Below are 20,037 nucleotides of genomic sequence, written 5' to 3'. Positions count from 1 at the left end.
AGCTCCGGCCAGCGCGCCGCGGGGCCGAAGGACGAGAGGGGGGGCGTCATGCAATATGGATGGATCGCTGGTTTCGTCGTCGCAGCCGGCGCTGCCATGCTGTCCTTGTGCAGCGTGGCGATGGCAGCGACCCCGGAGAGCGTGGCGGAAGCCGAGCAGCCGCAGACGGTCGCGAACGTGATGCTGCGCAATGATTCTACGGGGTACTGCGCGTACGTCGCCGACCTGCGCGAAAAGGTCGTTCGCAGCGGCCGCTGCCAGTCGCAAAATCCATCCTTTCGATGGGACGTCGTGCTGGGCGCCGGGGGGTTTTACAGGATCCGCTGGGCCGCACCCGGCGCCGGCGTCGACAGATGCATGCTGCCCGTCGGCGGAGTCGTCCATCGGACCAACTGTGGGAATCCTGCCACCGCGCGGTGGCAGATCGGTGGCGGTACGGGGGCGGGGGTGTCGCATTTCATACGGTATGTGCCCCCTGCGGGCGCTGCCGCGTCGTTCTTGCGGGGGAACGCCGCGGGCGCGCCGCTCACCGTGAACGCGCTGCCGCTGGCGCCGCCCCCCGTTCAGAAGTGGAAATGGTGGGTCGTGCCATAGGGGAGGAAATGATGAAGACACCCATCGTGTGGTTCTTCGGGGCGGCCTTCGTCGCCATGGGCTTGTCACCGACACGAGCGTGGGCGCTGCCCACGGTCGACCTCGTCCCGATAAGCCTCAGCTTCACCGAAGTCGTGAACGACGACGTCTCGGGAACCTACTCCCAAAGCGTCAACGTCACAATCAAGAATACAGGCAATGTGGCATGGGAAAGCTCGGACACCACGATGTCGGTCGCGATCGGTGACAATGTGGTAACGGGGGTGATCTACGGGCCCACGGCCGGAGGAGGGTTCGCCTTGGGCCATCGGATCGCTCCAGGAAAACGGGGGTTCGTCCACCTCTCGTTGCCCTCGGGCACGCTCCACCACTGCCAGCGCGTCAGGGTGCGGATCGACCTCGGGCACGAGCACCAGACCATGATTCGCGCGGTGTTTTACAACGATACCGCGGTGCTCAGCGCCAGGGATGCAAACAGGTCGACGGCGTGCGCCATCTTGCCACCGCCGCACCTCTGAGGACCGATCTTGCCTCGGCTGGGCATTGGCCCAACGTATCGCGTGATCCCCGCATGGGGCGCCCATGCGGGGAAGGGAGGCGCGCGATGATGGAAGGAACATCGTTCGGGTACGTGGCCGTCGCGGCGAGCCTGCTCGCGCTTTCGGGATGCGGGGAGGCGGGCGAGGAAGCGGGAAGCGTGGCGGAGGAAGCGGAGGCATTGACCGCCACCTCCGTGAAATTGAAGAGTGTCAATACGGGGAATTGCATGCGCGCGACGGAGACATTCGTCAGGAACGGGAATTGTGGTGATTCCCTGCTCCAGCGATGGGACATCTTCCGGCTCTCTGGGGGTTTCCATGCCGTTCGCTCCGTCGGCCTGAGCAATGCCATGGGGGAATCGATGTGCATGACCGTGGTCGAGCCATCGCCCGGAGACCTGGTCACGATGCAACGTTGTGATCGCTCCGTGAACAGCCAGCAGTGGCGGATCAGCACCGCCGCGCCGCACGCATTCTCCATCGCGTACGGCGGCAGCGCGCAGTCGGGGGTGTTGGGCACCCCGATCTTCGTGACGACCGGAATGGGCGCGTCGGACAGGTGGGACGTCGTTCCCTGAGAGGCGCGGCCCACGTCACTCGGTGCTCTCGCAGATCGGCTCCGAGGGCGCGGGAGGGTTCCCTGACCCGCACCAGATCTCGATCTCGCAAGAATGGTTCGTGCGTATCCCGCGCAGCGTGTTGCCCCTGGGCCGGCCGAAGCAGGTCATGACCGTCTCGCGCCCCACGATGGTCGCATAACTGCCGGAGGAATAATAAAATCGCACGATCCTGTAGGCGGGCAGCGCGTTCCCAAGGGTCGCGACGAGCAGCAAGCTCGCGCCGGCCATGATGGCCGTGGTCATTCGTCGTTTGGTCCTCATGCGTTCCGAAGGGCAGCTCGTGTGCCAGAGCGAACGGCCTCGTGATGTACGGAAAGCATACGTCCCCGCATCGGATCGGGCGGCCTCTCAACCCCACCCGAACCGCCGATAAAACCACCGCTTCACCACCTCGACCGTCACCAGATACGCCGCCACGAGCGGCACGAGCACAGCAAAAAACACCGGCGGCAGCGGCGCGAACCCCACCTTGGGCCCGATCGGCGTGAATGGCAGGAACATCGCGAGCGCCACCACGAGCAGGCTCGTCATCAGAAGCGCCTGGCTCGGCTTTCCGCGCAGCGGATTCCCCTGCGTCCGGATCACGAAAATCACGAGCACCTGCGTCGCCAGCGATTCCACGAACCAGCCCGTCTGGAACAGCCGCTCGTCGCCATGGAACAGGTGCAAGAGCAGCGCGAACGTCGCGAAGTCGAAAAGCGAGCTCACCGGCCCGATCGTCAGCATGAACCGACGAATGAACGGCATGTCCCACCGGTGCGGGCGGGCCACGAAGTCCGGGTCCACACGGTCCGTCGGGATCGGCAGCTCGGAGAGGTCGTACAGAAAATTGTTCAAGAGAATCTGCGCCGGCAGCATCGGCAGAAACGGAAGAAACAGCGCCGCGCCGGCCATGCTGAACATGTTGCCGAAATTCGAGCTCGTCCCCATCAGGATGTATTTGAGGATGTTGCCGAGCGTCCGCCGCCCCTCGACGATTCCATCCGCCACCACCGATAGGTCCTGCTCGAGCAGGATGATGTCCGCCGCCTCCTTCGCCACGTCCACCGCGCTGTCCACCGAGATCCCCACGTCCGCCGAATGCAACGACGGCGCGTCGTTGATCCCGTCGCCGAGATAACCCACCACCCGCCCTCGTTTCTTCAAGGCGAGGATCACCCGGTTCTTTTGCGTCGGGGAAAGCCGGCAAAACAAATTCGTCGTCTCCACGCGCGCCCCGAGCGCGTGCACGTCGAGCGCGTCGAGCTCCGTCCCCGTCAGGCACCCGCGCACCGGGACGCCGAGTGTCTTGCAGACGTGCGCGGCCACGTGCTCGTTGTCCCCCGTCACGATCACCACGGACACGCCCGCGTCGCGGAGCGCTCGCAGCGCCGCCCCCGCGCTCTCTTTCGGCGGGTCCTCAAAGGCGGCGAAGCCCGCGAAGACGAGCTCAATCTCGTCGCCTGTCACCACGTGCCGACATTCCGGCGACTCGGCTTTCCAGGCGATCCCGAGCACGCGGTAGCCCTCCCGCCCGAGGTCCTCGAATCGCGCGAAAAAGGCGCGTCGCGCCGCCGCGTCGAGGGGACGCATGTCCTCGGGCCCACTCCCCTCGTAATGCGTCGAGAGCCGCAGGATCTCCTCGAACGCGCCCTTCACGACGAGCCGCACGTCCCCGTCGCGCCGCAAAAGCACCGAGATGCGCCGCCGCTCGAAATCGAACGGCACCTCGTCGAGCTTCTCCCAGCCCCGGACGTCGACCGCCTCGTGCCGCAGGATCGCCTCGTCGAGCGGGCTCCGCAGGCCCGACTCGAAATGACTATTGAGGTAGGCGAGTTCCAGCACCCGCGGGCTGTCCTGGCCTTGCGGGTCGATGTGCTTTTCCAGGCGAATGCGTGCTTCGGTCAACGTCCCCGTCTTGTCCGTGCAGAGCACGTCCATGCTCCCGAGGTCGTGAATGGCCGAGAGCCGCTTGACGAGCACCTTCTTCCGCGACATCCGCAGCGCGCCCCGCGCCAGGGTCACCGAGACGACCATGGGCAAGAGCTCCGGCGCGAGCCCCACCGCGAGCGCAAGGGCAAACATGAACGAGGTCAGCCACGTGCGCTCGCGGACGAGGTTCACGAGCAGCACGAACAGCACCATCCACATCGCGAGGCGCAGGATGAGCAGGCCAAAATTGCGCGTGCCGAGCTCGAACGCCGTGGGCGGCGGCTGCCGCGTCAATGCGACGCCGATCTTGCCGACCTCCGTGTTCGTCCCCGTCTGCGTGATCAATGCTTTGCCGCTGCCGCTGATCACGGACGTGCCCATGAAGACCGCGGCGGTGGCGTCGCTCGACCCGGGGTGTTTTTCCACGGGATACGGCTCGCCCGTGAGGAGCGCCTGATTGACGAAGAGGTCGCGCGCTTCGAGCAGCGTTCCATCGGCGGGGACGAGGTCGCCGGCCGCGAGGAGCACGACGTCGCCGGGGACGACCTCCTCGGTGGGCACGTCGCGCGCCGCCCCGTCCCGCACGACGGTCGCGTGGACCCGCGTCGCTTTGCGCAGCTCCTCGGCCGCGCGGCCGGCGCGGTGCTCCTGCACGAAATCGAGCACCACGCTCAAGAGGACCACGACCATGATGATCGTGGAGCTCTCGAGGTCCCCCGTCGCCGCCGAGACGACGCACGCCGCGAGCAAAAGCAGAATGAGCGGGTTCTTGAAACGAGCCAAAAGCTCCAGGGCGGCGGAGCGGCGTGTCGCGCCGAGGAGCACATTGCGTCCGTGGAGGGCGAGGCGCCTCTTCGCTTCGGCCTGCGAGAGACCTCGGTCCGTGTTCAATGCGTCCCTCCGAGGCCCATTTCTTCGGCGAGCGCGAGGGTTCTTCGATGCGCCGGCACGTCTTCGAGGAAGCTCCGTCGAAATGCAGGGTCTTCGATGCGCGCCGCCGTCGCGATGAGCACGTCCCTCGCCTCGACGCATGCTTCGCGCGCTGCCGTGGTGTCTCCCGTCGCCCATCGCGCCTCGACCACGGCGAGACGAAATCGACTTTCGCCGACGCCCATGCTCCCGGGCCCTTCGATCCGCCCGAGGTCCTGCTCGGCCATTTCACGCGCCTCGGCCGCGCGCCCCTGCCGGAGGAGCGCCGTGATGAGGTACGACGACGCGAGCAACCGATAGCTCGGCGTCGTCGCCATGCCGTCCCGCGCCATGCGGGCCTCCGCCTCGGCGCTCGCGAGGTCGCCTTCGTGGAGCGCGGTGCTCGAAAGGCAGACATGGGCGAACGCCGAGAACAGGCTGGGCCTGGGGTAGACGTGGACGCTCTCGCGCGAAAGACGGTTTTGCTCCTCGACGTGCCGGGCGTCCTCGAGCAGGGCCCATTGCAGAGCGCTTTGGGCGAACCCGAGGACGAGCGGATCCCGCACGCGCTGGGCGAGCGCCAGCGCCTTTCGGGCGTGCTCGATGCTCGCCTCGCGCTGCCCCATCCAGAACAGCATGGCCGTGGCCCCGTTCTCCACGAACACCTTTTGCCGGAGGTCCCCTACCTCCGTGAAGCCCGCGGCGGCCTTCCGGAAGAGGACGAAGCTCGTCCAGGGATCATGGTCCCGCGCCATGAGGTACCACGCTCGGGTTTGCCAGGCATGGCAGCGCTCGAGGAGGTCCGTCTCCTCCAAACGATCCTCCACGCGCCGCAAGTAATCGAGCATTTCGCGCGCAATCGAGCCCTCGCCCGCCACGACCAGCCCCCCGACGACGACCACGAGGAGCTCCATCACGGCGGCGCGCGCCGAGGTGTCGGCCGTGGTCGCGGCGACCTCCCTCGCGAGCGTGATGGCGTACTCCCGCCGGCCGGTGAACATGCAATGGGAGCACAAGACGTGGGTGACCCTGTACCACGCGGCGCTGCCGGGCCTCGCCGTCGCGCGTGCCTCCTCGGCCAGGCGAAGCACCTCCTCCGTGAAGCTCCCCCGGAAATCGTGCGCCATGAGCTGCCAGCTCCGGAGCGTGAGCAGCACCTCGCCGGCCGCCCCGCACGAGACCCCGCGCTCCACATGAACGAGGACGGAATCCAGATCAAAATGCGCGAACGACCGCTCGGCCGCGCGGGCGTGATAATGGCAGGCGCGTTCGAGGTCGCCGCCGCGCTCGAAATGCTCGGCCAGGACCGACGGGTCCTCTTCGCCGTGCCGTTCGAGCCATTGCCCGGCGAGGAGGTGGCCGAGCGCGCGATCCTCGCCGAGCAGCATCGAATACGCGCCCTCCCGGAGCAGCGCGTGCCGGAAGCGGAATTCCTCCTCGCCGGGGAACCGGCTCTCGCGCACCCGCACGACGAGCTCGCCGTCCATGAGCCGCGCGAACGCGGACTGCACCTCGGAGGCGTGATGGCTCTCGCCCATCAAGGACACGACCCCGCCGGCCCAGAACGTCTCCCCGAAAATGCTGGCCGCCCGGAGCATGCGCCGCGCCGTGCCATCGAGCTGCGCGAGCCGCGATTGCACCATGGAGACCACGGTCTCCGGCAGCGTCGTCCGGTCCTCCCCCGCCGCGCGAATGAGCTCCTCCAGATAAAACGCATTGCCATCGGAGAGCGCGCAGATCCGCGAGGCGGTCTCCTCCGAGGCCGCCTCGCCGAGCACGTGCCGGACGAGCTCCTCGCTTGCTTTCAGGCCGAGCTTCCGGAGCCGGAGCTCATAAAAGCGCCGCTTCGACCAGAGGTTCGGGAAGACGTCGTGGACCTCCGGCCGCCCGAGCGCGAGCACGAGGAGCGGCGAGCCGCGGCATTCCCGCAGCGCGGCGTCCACGAGCTGCGCCGTCGGCCGATCGCTCCATTGCAGATCGTCGAGCAGGAGCAGCACCGGCGCCACGCTGCATTCGGCTTGCAGGAAGGAAAGCCAGGCGTCCTGGATTCGATCCGCGAGGAGCTGGGCATTCTTGCGCGCCTCGCGGAGCCTCGGGGTCTCCGTGTCCGGAAACGGCACGCCCACGATTTCGCCGAGCATCTCGGCCACGGGCTGCCCCGCCAGCCCCATGCGCGTCGTGATGCGCGTGAGCAGCGCGTCCCTCGCCGCTTCGAGCGGCTGACCTTCGCGAAGACCACACGCGACGCGGAGGGCCTGGCCGAGCAGGCCGAGCGCCGAGCTTTGCCGGAGCGGATCGGCCCGCGCATTCCAGATCGAAAGAGGCTCGCCCCGGGCGCGCAGCACCCGCAAAAGCTCGTGCGCAAGGCGCGATTTGCCCATCCCCGGCGGCGCCACGACGAGCACGGCGTGCGCGACCCCGTCCTCCACGCATTCGTCGAAGATCCGCGTGACCATGTCGAGATCGCGCTCCCGGCCCACGCACGGCGTGGGCTTTCCGAGCAGGAGCCGCGGACCCTCCGCGATCTGCCGCCGCACGATCATGCGCCGCTCGCTCCTGGTAATGGCGCTCCGCGGCCGCTCCGGGGCCGGGACGTCGTCCGTGATCCACGCATTCGAGAGGGCCGCGGCGACGGCCCGTCCATCGGCCGGCCGGTCCTCCGCGTGTTTCGAAAGCATTCGCGCGACGAGCTCGTCGAGCCCCTCGGGCGCGCGCGGGACGAGGTCCCGCAGCCGCGGCGGCTCCTCGAAGAGCGTCTTGCTCATGACGGCCAGGAACGTCCCGCCTCGAAACGCAGGCCTTCCGGTCAGGCATTCGAACAGGACCGCGCCCAGCGAAAACACGTCGGCCCGCGCATCGACCGTCTCCCGGTCCCGCGCTTGCTCGGGGGCCATGTACCCGGGTGTCCCGAGGATCAACCCCGTATCCGTCAGCCGCGAGGCCCCGGGGAGCTGGGCGATGCCGAAATCGAGCACCTTCAATCCCTCGATGCACCCGCCCACGAGGAACAGGTTGCTCGGCTTGACGTCCCGATGCACGACGCCGCGCGCGTGCATGGCGCCGAGCGCCCCGGCCGCGGCGCGCAGCAATCGAACGCCCTCCGCGACGCCGAGCGGACCACGCCGGAGCCGGCTCGCGAGGTCCTCCCCTTCGAGCCATTCCATCACGAGCCAGGGCTCTCCGGTCGGCAGGGCCCCGCGCGCCACGTACCGCACGATATGCGGGTGCGACGACGTCGAGAGGATCTGCGTCTCCCGCTCGAAGCGCTCGGCCGCCTCTTCCCGGCCGGTCCGGAGCACCTTCACGGCGAGCCGCTCGCCGGTCGCGCGCTCCCGCGCCTCGTAAATCTCGCCCATCCCGCCGGTCTCGGCGAGCCGCACGAGCTCGAACCGCCCCCCCAGGGTGTCTCCGATCCCGAGCATGTCCTCTCCCCCCTCGCCTCGGGCGGGCAACGCTACCATTGCCTCCCGCTCGCCGCGAGGTTATGCGCGAACGTACGGCCATGACCACTCCCGTCGAGCCTGCCGAGACCGAGACCGAGATCCCGCCGGAGCTCGTCCCCAAAAAGCGCCGCTTCTGGCCCATCGCCGGCGCGCTCGCCGTGCTCGCGGGCGCGGCCGGGTTCTTCGGCCTGCGTTCCCTCGGCGAGCCCGAGCCCTTGCGTGTCGTCGTCGCCGTCGACCTCGACGGTCACTTCTGGGATGGCTCGCGCGCCTCGGCCAGGCTCGTGAACGAGCTTTGCCAGCGCCTCGACGCGATCGGCTTCGAGCCCGTGCGCGCCGGCGACCCCGAGGTGCTCGACGTCCTGCGCGAGAGCGAGAGCCCCGAGGCGGCCGCGAAGAAGCTCCGCGCCGCGTTCGTCGTCAAGGCCAAATTGACCCCCGAGATGATCGAGCATCCGGTCGAGGGCGGCTACTTCGAGCTCCGCGCCGACGCTTCGTTCGAGCTGCGCCACGTCCGCGACGAGGTCGCGCAGAGCGGCCGCCTCGTCAGCTGGTCGGGCGGCCACACGAAGAGCGAGGCCTTCCGCCACCTCGCCGACACGCTCGCGCTGCAGGCCTTCGATCAGGTCGTGCCGCACCTGATCAAGCACCCGGCGATCCAGAGCATTTTCCAGGGCAACGACATCAAGCTCGCCGACCACGTCGCCAAGGCGAAAAAATACGTCGAGGTCCGCGGCGGCCGCCTCGAAGACGCGCAGCGCGCCTACGAGGACCTGGAGAAGCGCCGCAAGGACTTCGACAAGGGCCCCGCGAAGGTCACCTACCACAGCATCATCGGCGCGGACGACGCCCTCGGCGGATCGGCCGCGCCCGGGTTTCTCGTGAAGACGGCCGACATCACGCCGTTCGTCGCGCCGCGCACCATGAATCTCTCGTGGATCACGGGGCTCGAAACCCTCGAATGGCGAAAGCCCGGCGGCGAACGAAAGCTGCTCTGGAGCGGCTACCACCTCTTCAGTTATCCGGCGGCCGCGCCGGACGGCGGGCGCGTGGTCTTCGCCGAGGACCTGTTCGGCTGGGCGAAGACGCTCACCGTGGTCGAGCCCGACGGCAAGGCGCGGCGATTGCGCCTCGACGAGGACCATCGATTCTCCTCGCCCAAGGTCGCGCCCGGCGGCAAGGCGACCGCGCTCTACGATCGCCCGTGCCGCGATTGCCCGGGCAACCTGATCGTCGTCTCGCTCGACGACGGCAAGACGCTCTACGAGCGCGGGCCCGAGGGCGGCTTCTTCTCGGGTTTCGCCTGGCTCGACCCGAACCGCCTCGCGTTCCTGCACAAGGCCATTTCGCAGGACGATCCGCCCGCCCCGGACGCGGAGGAATCGGGCAAGCCCGCGCCCAAGCCCCCGCACCAGATCTTGTACGTCGCCGACCTCGGGGCCTCGCCGCCCGCGGTGAAGCCGCTTTACGAGGTGCCCGAGTACACCCGCTTTTCGGCCCTCGAAGCGAGCCGCAATGGGAAAAAGCTCGTCATGGAGGGGACCAACCTTTCGATCTTCGACGTGGAGGCGGGCAAGCTCCAGCGCTTCGCGATCGGGTCGGTGTCGGAAAACCCGAGCTTCTCGCCCGACGGCAAGCTCGTCACGTTCACCCAGGCCGGGGACGTATACCTGTTCGACATCGAGCAGCAGGCCGTCCGTCGATTCACCCAGAACCCCTGGAGAGAGCGATATCCGGTTTTCTCCGAGGACGGGACGCGGATCTATTTCGAGTCCTTGGGCGACGACCCGAACTACGAGCGCCGCTCGATGTCGCTCATCGGCTCCGTGGCGGTCAAGGACGCCGGACCGCCCGAGCCCGCCCCCGCACCTTGACGTCCTGATTCCTTCCCCTTATCCCTTTTGCCTCCCGCGCGAGGGGAGAAAAGGCAGCCGGCATCATGTCCCAGCAGCGGATCGTCCTCGTCACCGGCGCGACCGACGGAATCGGACGCCAGACCGCGCTCGAGCTCCTTCGCCGCGGCGCCCGCGTCCTCGTGCACGGGCGAACCTTGGCAAAAGCAAAGGCCGTCCGCGACGTGCTCGCCCGGGAGAGCGGATCGAGCGATCTCCTGCCCGTCGCCGCGGATCTCTCGTCGATGGCCGCGGTCCGCGCGCTCGCCGCGGAGGTCATGGCCCGCGTGGATCGGCTCGACGTGCTGCTGAGCAATGCCGGCGTCTTCATGCACGAGCGAAAGCTCACGGAGGACGGATTCGAGACGACGTTCGCGGTCAATCACCTCGCGCCGTTCCTGCTCACGCACCTGCTTCTCCCGCACGTCCAGAAGAGCGACGGCGGCCGCATCGTCGCCGTGAGCTCGATCGCCCATGCCCGCGGGCAGATCGATTTCACCGACCTCACCTCGGAGCGGTATTTCCACGGCTATACGGCGTACGCCACGTCGAAGCTCGCGAACGTGCTTTTCACCTACGAAATCGGTCGGCGCCTCGGGGGCACGAACGTCACGGCGAATGCGCTGCATCCGGGCGTCATCAGCACGAAGCTCTTGCGCAGCGGCTTCGGGATGGGCGGGGGCACGGTCGTGCAGGGCGCCGCCACGTCCGTTCGGCTCGCGATCGACCCCGCGCTCGCCGGGGTCACCTGCAAATACTTCTCCGACGAGCACGAGGAGGCCTCGTCGCAGACCTCACACGATCGCGCGCTCCAGCGCCGTCTCTACGAGGTGAGCGCGAAGCTCGTGGGCATCGCGGGTCTCCCGGACGTCACGTAGGGTGAGATTCGCCCCTTGTGGCGCTCGCCCTTGTGTGTACACTCGCGCCAAACCGAACAGGAGACCACCACATGGCGAAGATCACGCTGAAGGGCAATCCGATTCACACGTCCGGCGAGCTGCCGGCGAAGGGCAGCGCGGCGCCCGATTTCAAGCTCGTCCGGGCGGACCTCTCCGAGGCCTCGCTCGCGTCGTTCTCGGGCAAGAAGATCCTCAATATCTTCCCGAGCGTCGACACGCCCGTCTGCGCCATCTCGGTGCGCACGTTCAACAAGCTCGCGTCCGAGAAGGGCGTGACCGTGCTGAACATCTCCAAGGACCTGCCCTTCGCACAGAAGCGCTTCTGCGGCGCCGAGGGCATCGACAAGGCCGAGACGCTCTCCGCGTTCCGCTCCTCGTTCGGCAAGGATTACGGCGTCGAGATCACCGACGGCCCCCTTGCCGGCCTCGCGGGGCGCGCCGTGCTGGTCCTCGACGGTGACAACAAGGTCATCCACGCCGAGCTCGTCCCCGAGATCGCGCAGGAGCCGAATTACGACGCCGCGCTCGCCGCCCTCGGCTGAGCTCCCCCGCCTCGCCCCCTTCGCGCCTCCCCCGCGAAAAAGATTACACATTTCCAGACATTGACGCCGCTTCCAGGCGCCGCGACAATCTGGCGCATTGCGTCGAGTTCGCGCCGCTCGGAAGGCGACGGCCCGCGCTCGACGGGAGATGGCGTATGAGGAAGCTTGCGCTTGCGGTCGTTCTCGGTTCGGGTCTGGGGGGTTGCACGGTCACGCAATACGAGCCGCCGCCTCCACCGGGATTGGGCGAGGGCTGCACCGCGGAGGTGACCTGCAACGGGACACCTGTTGCCCTCGCGCACGGGGTCGCCACGCCGAAGGACGACGCCTTCCACGCCGTCGCGGCCTCTGACGACGGCGTGGTGTTCCTGGGCGGCTTCGGGTCGGGGACGGCGGAGACCGATGGCATTCCGAAAGAGGGCCACGCCCTGCTCACCCGGATCGGCCCCGAAGGGCATGTCGAGGATTGGTCCGGCAAGTTCGTGCCGGGGCCGGATGGCACGCTCGTCCAGATCGCGAGCCTCGCGGTCGCGCCGAACGGCGACGTCGCGGTGGCTGGGTATTTCATTGGCACGCTCCAGATCGGGATCGCGTCGTTCGCCTCGCAGTTGAACTCACGGGACGCGTTTCTGGCCGTGTTCGACGCGAAGGGCGCGCTCCGGTACGTCAAAGCCCTCGGCAACGAGTTCTACCAGGTGGCGCACGCCGTCGCGTTCGATCCGGACGGCAACGTGTACCTCGGCGGTTCGTTCGCGGGGTCGGTGAATTTCGGCGGCGAGGCAGCGCTCGAGGCGTCGGGTACGGGCGACGGGTTCGTGGTGTCGTACAAGCCCGACGGCACGTTCCGCTGGCAGCTGCCGGTGCTTGGCGGCGGGTTTCAGGCGGTTTACGCGCTCGCGGTCACGGATGACGGCGGCGTCATCGCGGCCGGGCTCATGGATGGGGAAAGCTCCCTTGGGTCGCTCGAGGGTGAGCTCACCCAGGGAAAAGACATGTTCCTCGCGCGTCTCGACGTGGCGTCGGGCGAGGCGAAATGGGCGCAGAGGATGGGCGGGTCGGGCGACCAGCTCGTCGACGCGATCGACATCTCCAAGAAGACCGGCGAAATCGCGCTCGTCGGCAATTTTCGCGGCGGGTCGATGGACCTCCTCGGCAAGCAATACACGAACAATGACATGAACGTGTGGGACATGTTCGCCGCGTTTTATGCGCCGACGGACGGCGCGCTGCTCCGGAGCGCGGCTTTCCAGGGACCCGGCATCCAGGCCGGCACGGGCGTCGCATTCGATCCGGCCGGGGATGTGGTCATTGGCTGCACGTTCTCGCAGCAGCTCCAGCTCGGCATCACGGTCCTCCAGACGGAGGGCGCGCTCGACGCCGACGCCTGCGCCTTCAAATTGCGGGGCGGGACCCTCGAGGTGGTCTGGGGCCACGATTATGGCGACGCCTGGACGCAGGGGATCACCGCTGTCGGCGCCTCCCCCAAGACGGGCCGTCCGCTCCTCGTAGGCGGCTTCCAGAGCAAGCTCGTGGGCGCCTTCAACGGGCCCCAGAGCGCCGGCGGGTTCGACGCGTTTTTCCTCGAGCTCTCGCCCTGACCGCGCCCGCGCTTCAATCGACCGGCGCCTCCTCCCCGCGCCTCAGTACCTCGCGGGCCACGATCTCCGTGAGCGCGTAAATCACGAACGCATCCTGATCGTCGATCGGCGTCTCGTTGTCGCGGGTGTGGGTCTTCTTTCGCCGCTCGTTGATCGCGCCGAACACGCTGTCCTCGAACTTCCTCCTTCAGGGCGGCGAGGTCGGCGAGCGGGCGCCGGACGTTCGTCCCGGACTTTTCCTCCGTGACCTTCGGGGCGGACGGGGCCGTCATGGCGGCGAGGATATCCTCGTCCCGAAAAAAAAGTTGGTCACAGAAAGGCCCGACCTCGCCACGTGACGAGCGCGCGACGCTCGCGCTCGGAGGGAGGACGTGATGGTGAACGTGTGGAAGGTCTCGACGCTGGTGCTCGCAGGGGCGCTCGTCGTCGTCGTGGGTCGGGGCGCCGTGCAGGAGTCGGCCGCGTGTGATGCGGATCTCCCGACGGCCGAGCAGATCACGCGGCTCAAGCTTGCGCGGGGCTTCGCGTTCCTCGAACGCGCCGAGCAGGAGGTCGAGCAAGCCACCGCCGCCCGCCCCCGGGAGCGCGCGAATGCGCTCGCCCAGATTGCCAAGGCCAAGGCCTCGATCGAGCTCGCGCTCGGCCCGGTCGCCGAGCCCGAGCCCCGGCCCCTCCCGAAGCCCCAGCCCGTGCCGCGCCCGCTCCCGCGCAAGAGCACCGAGACGCCGGCCACGCAGGCGGCGGGGACGACGGTGCCGGCGAACGTGGTCAATCCGTTCCTGGTCTCCACGCGCAAGATCCGCTGAGCGCCCGCAACGGAGCGCGCCGCCGCGAATTTTCACACCCCCCCGCAAACCGCGGCGCCAGATCGTGCGTCCAAGGGCCATGGCCTATCGCGACGACGAGCACGCCCTGCAAACCAAAAAGGCCGACATCGAGGCCCGCCTCGCGCAGATCGAGGAGCAGCGGCGCGAGCTCGAAGGCCTGTCGCGTGAGGAGGCGGAGCTCGGCAAGGCGCTCGCGGACGTCGAGCGCCGGCTCGAAGAGAGGCGGCGCTTGCCTTTGCTTTCGCAGGTCCAGGTCGCGGCCCCGTGCCCTGCCGATTGGAACAAGATGGTGGGCGACGAGCACGCGCGGTTCTGTCCGTCCTGCGAAAAGAACGTGTACAACCTCTCGGCGATGACCGGCCAGGAGGCCGAGCAGCTCATTCGCGAGAAGGAGGGCAACCTCTGCGTCCGGTACTTCCAGCGGAAGGACGGGACGGTGATGACCTCCGATTGTCCCGTCGGCGTGCGCAAGCGGCGGGTGCGGCGGTCGGTGGCCGCGGGGGTGGTGGTGGCTGTGGCGGGCGCGGGGGCCGTGTCGGCCGTGCAATTCGCTCGAAACTACGAGACGATGCTGATCGACGAGAGGTTCATGCGCGTGCAGCACGAGCCCAAGGCCGATCCGCCCGCGGTCGCCGGTCAGGTCACGCCGGAGCAATTTTTGATGTGGGAGGCGGAGGAGGCCGGGAAGAAGCCGGTGCGGGTGAAGAACAAGATCACGGAAAAGCCTTAGGCATTGAAACCGAGATGGCGACCGGCCTATGATGATCGCCAGATGAACCCATTCGAAGGCAAGAATTCGTTCGACGGCGAGACATTCGACAAGGTCACTCTCGAACGAGCGGACCTGCGTGATCGAGAGTTCTCCTCCTGCGTATTTCGACGCTCCAAGCTCAGCGAGGCCCGATGGTCGCGGACTCGGCTCGAGGGCTGCACATTCGAGGAATGTGATCTGCGGCAAGCCGACGTCACCATGCTCTCGCTGCGGGGCGTGACGTTCAAGTCTTGCAAGCTGATGGGGATCAACTGGACGAAGATCGCAAAGTTCCCCGACGTATCCTTCGAGGACTGCGACCTCCGATACACCGTGATGGACTCGCTCGCGCTGCGCAAGACGCACTTCACGCGGTGCGGGATCACCGAGTCGGTCTTCGCGGCGACGGACCTCTCCGGCGCTGTGTTCGAGGAGTGCCGTTTCGCGGGGACGCGCTTCGATGATTGCGACCTTCGCAATGCGCAGTTCCCCCGCTCCTCGGATCTGTACGTCGATCCGGCGAAGAACAAGGTGAAAGGCGCCCAGGTTCCGCTCGATACGGCGATCCTCCTCGCGGCCTCGTTCGGCATGCGCGTGCTCGGCTTCGCCGAGCACCGAGACGAATGAACGCGCTACCCGACCCGCGCCGTCACCGCCCGTAAGATCTGCTTTTGCACCGCCGCGAAGAGCGCGAGGACGGGCAAACTCAGAATCACGTTCCCCGCCATCACGATGTGCCAGCGCACGCCGGTGCCTTGCTCGCGGAGCAACGCGACGGCGAGGGGCAAGGTGCGCACGTCGTCGTCGGTCGTCATGACGAGCGGCCAGAAATAATCGTTGTAATGGAAGACGAAGCTGAAGAGGAAGAGCGACGCGAGGGTCGGTCGTAACATCGGGGCGAGCAGGCCGTAGACGATACGAAGCTCGCTCGCGCCGTCGAGCCGCGCTGCTTCGATCATCTCGTCGGGCACGGAGAGCAGCGCTTGCCGCACGAGGAACGTCCCGAGCGCGCTCACGCCGAACGGCAGGGTGAGCGCCGCGAACGTGTTCACGAGGCCGATCGGGCCGAGCATCGAGAAGACAGGGACGAACGTCACCTGCGCCGGGATGAGGAGGCAGGCGAGGACCAGCGCGAAGGCGACCTTCTTGCCGACGAAATGCAATTTGGCGAGCGCGTATCCCGCGGGCAATGCGAGCAGGATCTGGAGGAGCGCGATGGCGACGGCCATGGCCGTCGTGTTGAGGAAATAACGACCGACGGGGATCGTCCGGAGGACCTCGCGGTAGGCCTCGAACTGGATCGATTTCGGGATGGGCCACGCGGGCGCCGCGACGATCTCCGGCAAGGTCCGGAGCGAGGTCAGCACCATCCACGCATAGGGCCCGACCCAGAGCAGGGCCACGAGGACGAGCAGGATCCACGAAAAACGCCGCTTCATGCGCGCCTCGCGCCCGGCTTCCCGAGTCGCCAGGACCCGAGCTGCAAGGCCGTGAGCCCGAGCAGGAGCACGAAAAATGCGACGGTCATCGCGCTCGCCCGCCCGACGCGCAGGTTCACGAAGACGTGCTCGTAAATCGCGTAGACGAAGACCGTCGTCGATTTCACGGGCCCGCCCTGGGTCATCACGCGGACCACGTCGAAGGCCTGGAACGAGAGGATCAGGCTGGTCGTCCCGACGAACGAGGCGCTCGGGCGCAGCATCGGCCAGGTGACGTGGAGAAACCGCGAAAAGGGCCCGGCGCCGTCGAGCGCCGCGGCCTCGTGCAAGGAGCGGGGGATGTCTTGCAATCCCGCCAGGAAAATCACCATCGAATACCCCGTGATTTTCCAGACGCTCACGGCCGCGAGCGTGTAGAGCGCGACCGCGGGATCCCCGAGCCAGTTCTTGGGGGTGATGCCGACCGAGCGGCAAAACGTCGAGAGCAGCCCGCCGTCCGCGTCGAGGATCCACATCCAGAGCAGCGCCACGGCGACCCACGAGACGACGTATGCGCTGAAGACCGCGCCTCGCACGAAGGCATAAAGCTTTCCGGGCCGATCGAGCGCGAGCGCGAGGCCGAGGCCAAGGGCGAGCGAAACGACGACGACCACGATGCTGTAGGAGAGCGTCCGTCCGATCGTGCCCCAGAGCTCGCCGCTCGCGAGGATCTGCGCGTAGTTGGCGGTGCCCACCCATTCGGGGGGCGTGAGCATGTCCCAGCGATAAAAGCTGTTCTTGAAGACGAGCGCGAGCGGCCAGAAAAAGAAGAGGCCGAGCACGAGCGCCGTCGGGGCGAGGAAGAGGTACGGATCGAGCGGGCGCTTCGGCTTCATGGCTCCCCCGCGGCGCGGCGCGCCTCGTCGAGCGTCGCCCGTGCGTCCCTTTGGGCGAGGACGGCCTCTTCGAGCCGCGGCTGCACCGCCTCGCGCTGGATGCGGAACAAGGACGGCGCCCAGGGCCACGCGAAGGCGTCTTTTAATTGATCGAGCGCGACCCGGTCATTCGGATGCTTGCCGTAATACCCGCTCGCTTCGAGCTCGGCGAGCCCCTTCTGCGAGACGGGGAGATAACCCGTCCGCGTGGCCCACTCGTTTGCCTGCCGCGGCAGCATCATCCATTGCAGGAACGCGCGGGCCGCGGGGCGCTCGCGTTCCGACGAGGCAGCCGGGATGACGAACATCGTGCCGCCCGTGGGCACGCTTTTCCGCACGTCCCCCGGCAGCGGCGCGGCGCCCACGGGAAATTTCGCGTTCGTTTCGAGGTATTTGAGGAACGCGGTCGACGTCCAGATCATCGCCACCCGGCCCGCGAGGAAATCGGTGTTCGTGGCTTGCCAGGCATTGTAATCGCGGCCCGGCGGCGGCTTCATCGTGCGCTCCTCGTGCACGAGCCGCTGCCAGAATTCGAGCGCGCGCACCCCGGCCTCGCCGCCGAGCGAGGGCGTCCCGTCGTCCTCGATCACGGTCCCGCCCGCTTGCCCCACGAGCGCCACCCAGAACCACCAATCGATGGGGCAGGCGAATCCGTGGCGGGTCACGGTTCCGTCGTTCGCCCGGACCGTCGCCGCACGGGCCACGGAAACGAGCTCGTTCCAGGTGGTCGGCGGGCGCAGGCCGAGCTCGTCGAAGATCGTGCGGTTGTAATACGCAATCGGCGTCGACCGATTGAACGGCGCGCAGATGATGGGCCGCTCGCCGCCCCGCACGAAACACCCGGTTTGCCCGAGGGCGGGGACGATGTCGCCGGTCACGTGGTTCGTTTCGTCGATTGGCAGCAGCGTGCCGGCTTGCGCGAGGTACGGCACGACTTCGCCGACCACGTGCGTGAGCGCGGGCGCCGCGCGGGCCGCGATGGCCGTGCGGAGTTTTGCCAAGGCCTCGAAGTAATCGCCCTGGTAAATGGCCTTGATGCGATACGTGCTTTGCTCGGCGTTGAACCGACCGACGAGCGAAAGCAAAACCTCGCGGTTCGTGCCGCCGTAAGCGAACCAGAGCGACGCCTCGCCGTCCCTGCCGCCGCGCGCGCAGCCCGCCCCCGCGAGGGCGGCGAACGACGAGGCGAGCGTGATCAGCGCGTCCCTACGCCCGAGGCGCGCGCTCATCCTCGCGCCTCCGCGACCCTTCGGCCCGTCTGGGCATCGAAGAACAAGCAATGGCGCAGCTCGACCGCGGCGAGGAGCGCGTCGCCCGGCGAAAAGGCCCCCCAGCCCGGCATACGCGCCGCGATGCGCGTCCCCGAGGCGTCGAGGTAAAGGTACGTCTCGGCGCCGAGCGGCTCGGCGTGCACGACCTTCACGGCGATCGAAATGTCGTCGGCGCGTGGTTTGTCACGCACGATCGATACGTGCTCCGGCCGGATCCCCACGACGACGCGGTTCGGGAGCCCGAGCGTCATCGGCACCGAAAAAAGGAGGCTCGGCGCCTCGATCGTCCCCGCGTGGTATGTCGCCTCGATGCGATTGATGGCCGGCGTCCCGAGGAACGAGGCCACGAAGACGTTCGCAGGCGCCTCGTAAATGTCCTTCGGCGTCCCCACCTGCTGGAGCACGCCGCTTTTCATCACGGCGATCCGATCGCCGATCGTCATCGCCTCGACCTGATCGTGCGTGACGTAAATGCTCGTGACGCCGAGCCGGCGCACGAGCGAAGCGAGCTCGACCCTGAGCTCGGCCCGGAGCGCGGCGTCGAGGTTCGAGAGCGGCTCATCGAAGAGAAAAACCCGCGGCGAACGCACGATGGCCCGCCCCATCGCGACCCTTTGCCGCTCCCCGCCCGAGAGCTCCCCGGGGCGCCGATCGAGCAGCTTCGACAACCCCAGCATCTCCGCCGCCTCGAGGACCTTTTTTTCCTGCTCGGGACGCCCCGCGCCGCGCATCTTGAGGGGGAACGCCAGAATCTCGCGCACCTTCATGTGCGGATAAAGGGCATATCCCTGAAAAACCATCGCGACGTCCCGATCCTGCGGGGGCACGTGCGTGACGTCGCGCCCGTCGATCCGGATCGTCCCGGCGTCGGGCGTATCGAGCCCCGAGACGAGGCGCAATGTCGTCGATTTGCCGCAGCCCGACGGACCGACGAGCACGAGCATCTCGCCGTCGCGCACGTCGAGGTCGAGTTTGTCGAGGGCAGGGATTTCGGTGCCGAGGTGCCTTCGGACGAGGCCACGAAGCTCGATCGTCGCCATGGTTCAGGTACCGACGACGACGAGGCTCGGCACCTCGGCCGCGCGCGCGAGCAATCCCGCCTTCGGCCGCACGCCGACAGGTACACGTGAAGCCGCGAGCATGGGCACGTCATAACTCGAATCCCCGAACGCGCCGAGCAACGTGGCGCCAGGGCAGGCCTCGCGCAGCGCGATGGGCTTGTCATTGCCATACACGGGCCGCCCGGCGAGCTCGGCGGCGATACGCCCGTCCTGCATCCGAGGCGTCATCGCGACCACGCGATGCGCCGGGATTCCGAGGAGCGCGACGCCAATCTCGACGATCCAGCGCGGCGAAGCCGAGACCACCCACACGGGTACCTTTTCGGTTTCGGCCCAGGCGAGGACGGGCGAAAGAAATCGATGCAGCCGCGCATCCAGCCCCCGCGCGGCGATGACGCGCCGGGCAAACGCCTCCGCTTCGGGGAGGGCAAACCCCGCGAAGACCCAGGCCATCATCGCGAAGGCGCGGACCTCTTCATACGTGCCGTCCGTGAGCGCGCGGTAGAGGCCCTGCGCGATGTCGGTCGTGCTGCCGCCTTCGTTCGTGCCGGCCGCGCGCGCCTCGACGATCAACGCCGCGCGCGCCTCTTCGCGCACCGCTTCTTCGGCGATCAACGCCTCGAAGAGATCGTTGCCGACGTCGCCGCTCCACAGCGTACCGTCGGCGTCGAACGCGAGGACCGGGTCCTCCTCGCGCGGGAGCGCCGCGCGCGCGGCCACGAGGCGCCGAACGACGCCCTCGGGGGTCTCGTGAATCGGGGTTCGACCTTCCTGCACGGTCTCCCCCCTACCACATCCGCGGCGCGGCGGGACAACCGGCCAGCGAA

The 20,037-nt window shown here is 67.8% G+C and carries 19 protein-coding genes; 10 read left to right on the top strand and 9 right to left on the bottom strand.

Annotated elements, in window-relative coordinates:
* Positions 1-48 precede the first annotated feature (48 nt).
* The 3 genes from KEG57_RS03910 (at position 49) to KEG57_RS03900 (ending at position 1,711) form a co-directional block, all read left to right on the top strand.
* Positions 49-594 (top strand): ricin-type beta-trefoil lectin domain protein, encoded by a 546-nt coding sequence (locus tag KEG57_RS03910; protein WP_272458135.1) that lies wholly within the window; start codon positions 49-51, stop codon positions 592-594.
* 8 nt (positions 595-602) lie between these two features.
* Positions 603-1,112, top strand: coding sequence for a hypothetical protein (locus KEG57_RS03905; protein WP_272458133.1), 510 nt, complete (start codon positions 603-605; stop codon positions 1,110-1,112).
* Positions 1,113-1,198: 86 nt separating this feature from the next.
* On the top strand, positions 1,199-1,711 hold the full coding sequence (locus KEG57_RS03900) for an RICIN domain-containing protein (RefSeq protein WP_272458132.1): 513 nt from the start codon (positions 1,199-1,201) through the stop codon (positions 1,709-1,711).
* Between the two features lie 15 nt (positions 1,712-1,726).
* On the opposite strand, the gene KEG57_RS03895 is transcribed toward KEG57_RS03900, so the two are convergent.
* The 3 genes from KEG57_RS03895 to KEG57_RS03885 all read right to left on the bottom strand — a co-directional run bounded on the left by KEG57_RS03895 (position 1,727) and on the right by KEG57_RS03885 (position 7,995).
* Positions 1,727-2,014, bottom strand: a complete 288-nt coding sequence (locus KEG57_RS03895) for a hypothetical protein (RefSeq protein ID WP_272458131.1) — start codon at positions 2,012-2,014, stop codon at positions 1,727-1,729.
* 87 nt (positions 2,015-2,101) lie between these two features.
* Positions 2,102-4,555 (bottom strand): magnesium-translocating P-type ATPase, encoded by a 2,454-nt coding sequence (mgtA, locus tag KEG57_RS03890; RefSeq protein ID WP_272458130.1) that lies wholly within the window; start codon positions 4,553-4,555, stop codon positions 2,102-2,104.
* On the bottom strand, positions 4,552-7,995 hold the full coding sequence (locus KEG57_RS03885) for a serine/threonine-protein kinase (protein WP_272417940.1): 3,444 nt from the start codon (positions 7,993-7,995) through the stop codon (positions 4,552-4,554). The genes mgtA and KEG57_RS03885 overlap by 4 nt, the downstream gene beginning before the upstream one ends.
* Positions 7,996-8,075: 80 nt before the next feature.
* Between KEG57_RS03885 and KEG57_RS03880 the strand changes: the two genes are divergently transcribed.
* The 4 genes from KEG57_RS03880 (at position 8,076) to KEG57_RS03865 (ending at position 12,947) form a co-directional block, all read left to right on the top strand.
* A complete protein-coding gene (locus tag KEG57_RS03880) occupies positions 8,076-9,890 on the top strand; it encodes a TolB-like translocation protein (protein ID WP_272417941.1) in 1,815 nt (604 codons plus the stop codon).
* Positions 9,891-9,955: 65 nt separating this feature from the next.
* A complete protein-coding gene (locus KEG57_RS03875; protein WP_272417942.1) occupies positions 9,956-10,786 on the top strand; it encodes an SDR family oxidoreductase in 831 nt (276 codons plus the stop codon).
* Between the two features lie 71 nt (positions 10,787-10,857).
* Positions 10,858-11,349 (top strand): thiol peroxidase, encoded by a 492-nt coding sequence (gene tpx / locus KEG57_RS03870; protein ID WP_272417943.1) that lies wholly within the window; start codon positions 10,858-10,860, stop codon positions 11,347-11,349.
* A 155-nt stretch (positions 11,350-11,504) separates the two neighbouring features.
* Positions 11,505-12,947, top strand: a complete 1,443-nt coding sequence (locus tag KEG57_RS03865; protein ID WP_272417944.1) for an NHL repeat-containing protein — start codon at positions 11,505-11,507, stop codon at positions 12,945-12,947.
* A 13-nt stretch (positions 12,948-12,960) separates the two neighbouring features.
* Here the strand turns inward: KEG57_RS03865 and KEG57_RS03860 are convergent, their stop codons facing one another.
* Positions 12,961-13,113 carry a hypothetical protein gene (locus KEG57_RS03860; protein ID WP_272417945.1) on the bottom strand — a complete coding sequence of 51 codons (153 nt, stop codon included), beginning with the start codon at positions 13,111-13,113 and terminating at the stop codon, positions 12,961-12,963.
* Between the two features lie 208 nt (positions 13,114-13,321).
* Here KEG57_RS03860 and KEG57_RS03855 point away from each other — a divergent pair, with 208 nt between their 5' ends.
* From KEG57_RS03855 to KEG57_RS03845, 3 genes are all read left to right on the top strand, one after another.
* A complete protein-coding gene (locus tag KEG57_RS03855) occupies positions 13,322-13,753 on the top strand; it encodes a hypothetical protein (RefSeq protein WP_272417946.1) in 432 nt (143 codons plus the stop codon).
* 79 nt (positions 13,754-13,832) lie between these two features.
* Positions 13,833-14,504, top strand: a complete 672-nt coding sequence (locus tag KEG57_RS03850; protein WP_272417947.1) for a hypothetical protein — start codon at positions 13,833-13,835, stop codon at positions 14,502-14,504.
* A 42-nt stretch (positions 14,505-14,546) separates the two neighbouring features.
* A complete protein-coding gene (locus KEG57_RS03845; RefSeq protein ID WP_272417948.1) occupies positions 14,547-15,152 on the top strand; it encodes a pentapeptide repeat-containing protein in 606 nt (201 codons plus the stop codon).
* 5 nt (positions 15,153-15,157) lie between these two features.
* Here KEG57_RS03845 and KEG57_RS03840 read toward each other — a convergent pair whose 3' ends face one another.
* Genes KEG57_RS03840 through KEG57_RS03820 form a run of 5 tightly spaced genes read right to left on the bottom strand, consistent with a single transcriptional unit; the run spans position 15,158 to position 19,987 of the window.
* A complete protein-coding gene (locus KEG57_RS03840; RefSeq protein WP_272417949.1) occupies positions 15,158-15,964 on the bottom strand; it encodes a carbohydrate ABC transporter permease in 807 nt (268 codons plus the stop codon).
* Positions 15,961-16,839 (bottom strand): carbohydrate ABC transporter permease, encoded by an 879-nt coding sequence (locus tag KEG57_RS03835; protein ID WP_272417950.1) that lies wholly within the window; start codon positions 16,837-16,839, stop codon positions 15,961-15,963. The genes KEG57_RS03840 and KEG57_RS03835 overlap by 4 nt, the downstream gene beginning before the upstream one ends.
* Complete coding sequence (locus KEG57_RS03830; RefSeq protein WP_272417951.1) at positions 16,836-18,107, bottom strand: ABC transporter substrate-binding protein; 1,272 nt, start codon at positions 18,105-18,107, stop codon at positions 16,836-16,838. Before KEG57_RS03830 ends, KEG57_RS03835 begins: the two co-directional genes overlap by 4 nt.
* Positions 18,104-19,189 carry an ABC transporter ATP-binding protein gene (locus KEG57_RS03825; protein WP_272417952.1) on the bottom strand — a complete coding sequence of 362 codons (1,086 nt, stop codon included), beginning with the start codon at positions 19,187-19,189 and terminating at the stop codon, positions 18,104-18,106. The genes KEG57_RS03830 and KEG57_RS03825 overlap by 4 nt, the downstream gene beginning before the upstream one ends.
* 3 nt (positions 19,190-19,192) lie before the next feature.
* Complete coding sequence (locus KEG57_RS03820; RefSeq protein WP_272417953.1) at positions 19,193-19,987, bottom strand: HAD family hydrolase; 795 nt, start codon at positions 19,985-19,987, stop codon at positions 19,193-19,195.
* Positions 19,988-20,037: the final 50 nt, after the last annotated feature.

Source organism: Polyangium jinanense, assembly GCF_028435365.1.
Note: the sequence above shows the minus strand (reverse complement) of the source record. Positions and strands in the feature narration are given on the sequence as shown.

Excerpts from the sequence above, each read along its gene's own strand:
- KEG57_RS03910 (WP_272458135.1), top strand. The coding sequence starts at position 49 with ATGCAATATGGATGGATCGCTGGTTTCGTCGTCGCAGCCGGCGCTGCC.
- KEG57_RS03905 (WP_272458133.1), top strand. The coding sequence starts at position 603 with ATGATGAAGACACCCATCGTGTGGTTCTTCGGGGCGGCCTTCGTCGCC.
- KEG57_RS03900 (WP_272458132.1), top strand. The coding sequence starts at position 1,199 with ATGATGGAAGGAACATCGTTCGGGTACGTGGCCGTCGCGGCGAGCCTG.
- KEG57_RS03895 (WP_272458131.1), bottom strand. The coding sequence starts at position 2,014 with ATGAGGACCAAACGACGAATGACCACGGCCATCATGGCCGGCGCGAGC.
- KEG57_RS03885 (WP_272417940.1), bottom strand. The coding sequence starts at position 7,995 with ATGCTCGGGATCGGAGACACCCTGGGGGGGCGGTTCGAGCTCGTGCGG.
- KEG57_RS03880 (WP_272417941.1), top strand. The coding sequence starts at position 8,076 with ATGACCACTCCCGTCGAGCCTGCCGAGACCGAGACCGAGATCCCGCCG.
- KEG57_RS03875 (WP_272417942.1), top strand. The coding sequence starts at position 9,956 with ATGTCCCAGCAGCGGATCGTCCTCGTCACCGGCGCGACCGACGGAATC.
- tpx (WP_272417943.1), top strand. The coding sequence starts at position 10,858 with ATGGCGAAGATCACGCTGAAGGGCAATCCGATTCACACGTCCGGCGAG.
- KEG57_RS03865 (WP_272417944.1), top strand. The coding sequence starts at position 11,505 with ATGAGGAAGCTTGCGCTTGCGGTCGTTCTCGGTTCGGGTCTGGGGGGT.
- KEG57_RS03855 (WP_272417946.1), top strand. The coding sequence starts at position 13,322 with ATGGTGAACGTGTGGAAGGTCTCGACGCTGGTGCTCGCAGGGGCGCTC.
- KEG57_RS03850 (WP_272417947.1), top strand. The coding sequence starts at position 13,833 with ATGGCCTATCGCGACGACGAGCACGCCCTGCAAACCAAAAAGGCCGAC.
- KEG57_RS03845 (WP_272417948.1), top strand. The coding sequence starts at position 14,547 with ATGAACCCATTCGAAGGCAAGAATTCGTTCGACGGCGAGACATTCGAC.
- KEG57_RS03840 (WP_272417949.1), bottom strand. The coding sequence starts at position 15,964 with ATGAAGCGGCGTTTTTCGTGGATCCTGCTCGTCCTCGTGGCCCTGCTC.
- KEG57_RS03835 (WP_272417950.1), bottom strand. The coding sequence starts at position 16,839 with ATGAAGCCGAAGCGCCCGCTCGATCCGTACCTCTTCCTCGCCCCGACG.
- KEG57_RS03830 (WP_272417951.1), bottom strand. The coding sequence starts at position 18,107 with ATGAGCGCGCGCCTCGGGCGTAGGGACGCGCTGATCACGCTCGCCTCG.
- KEG57_RS03825 (WP_272417952.1), bottom strand. The coding sequence starts at position 19,189 with ATGGCGACGATCGAGCTTCGTGGCCTCGTCCGAAGGCACCTCGGCACC.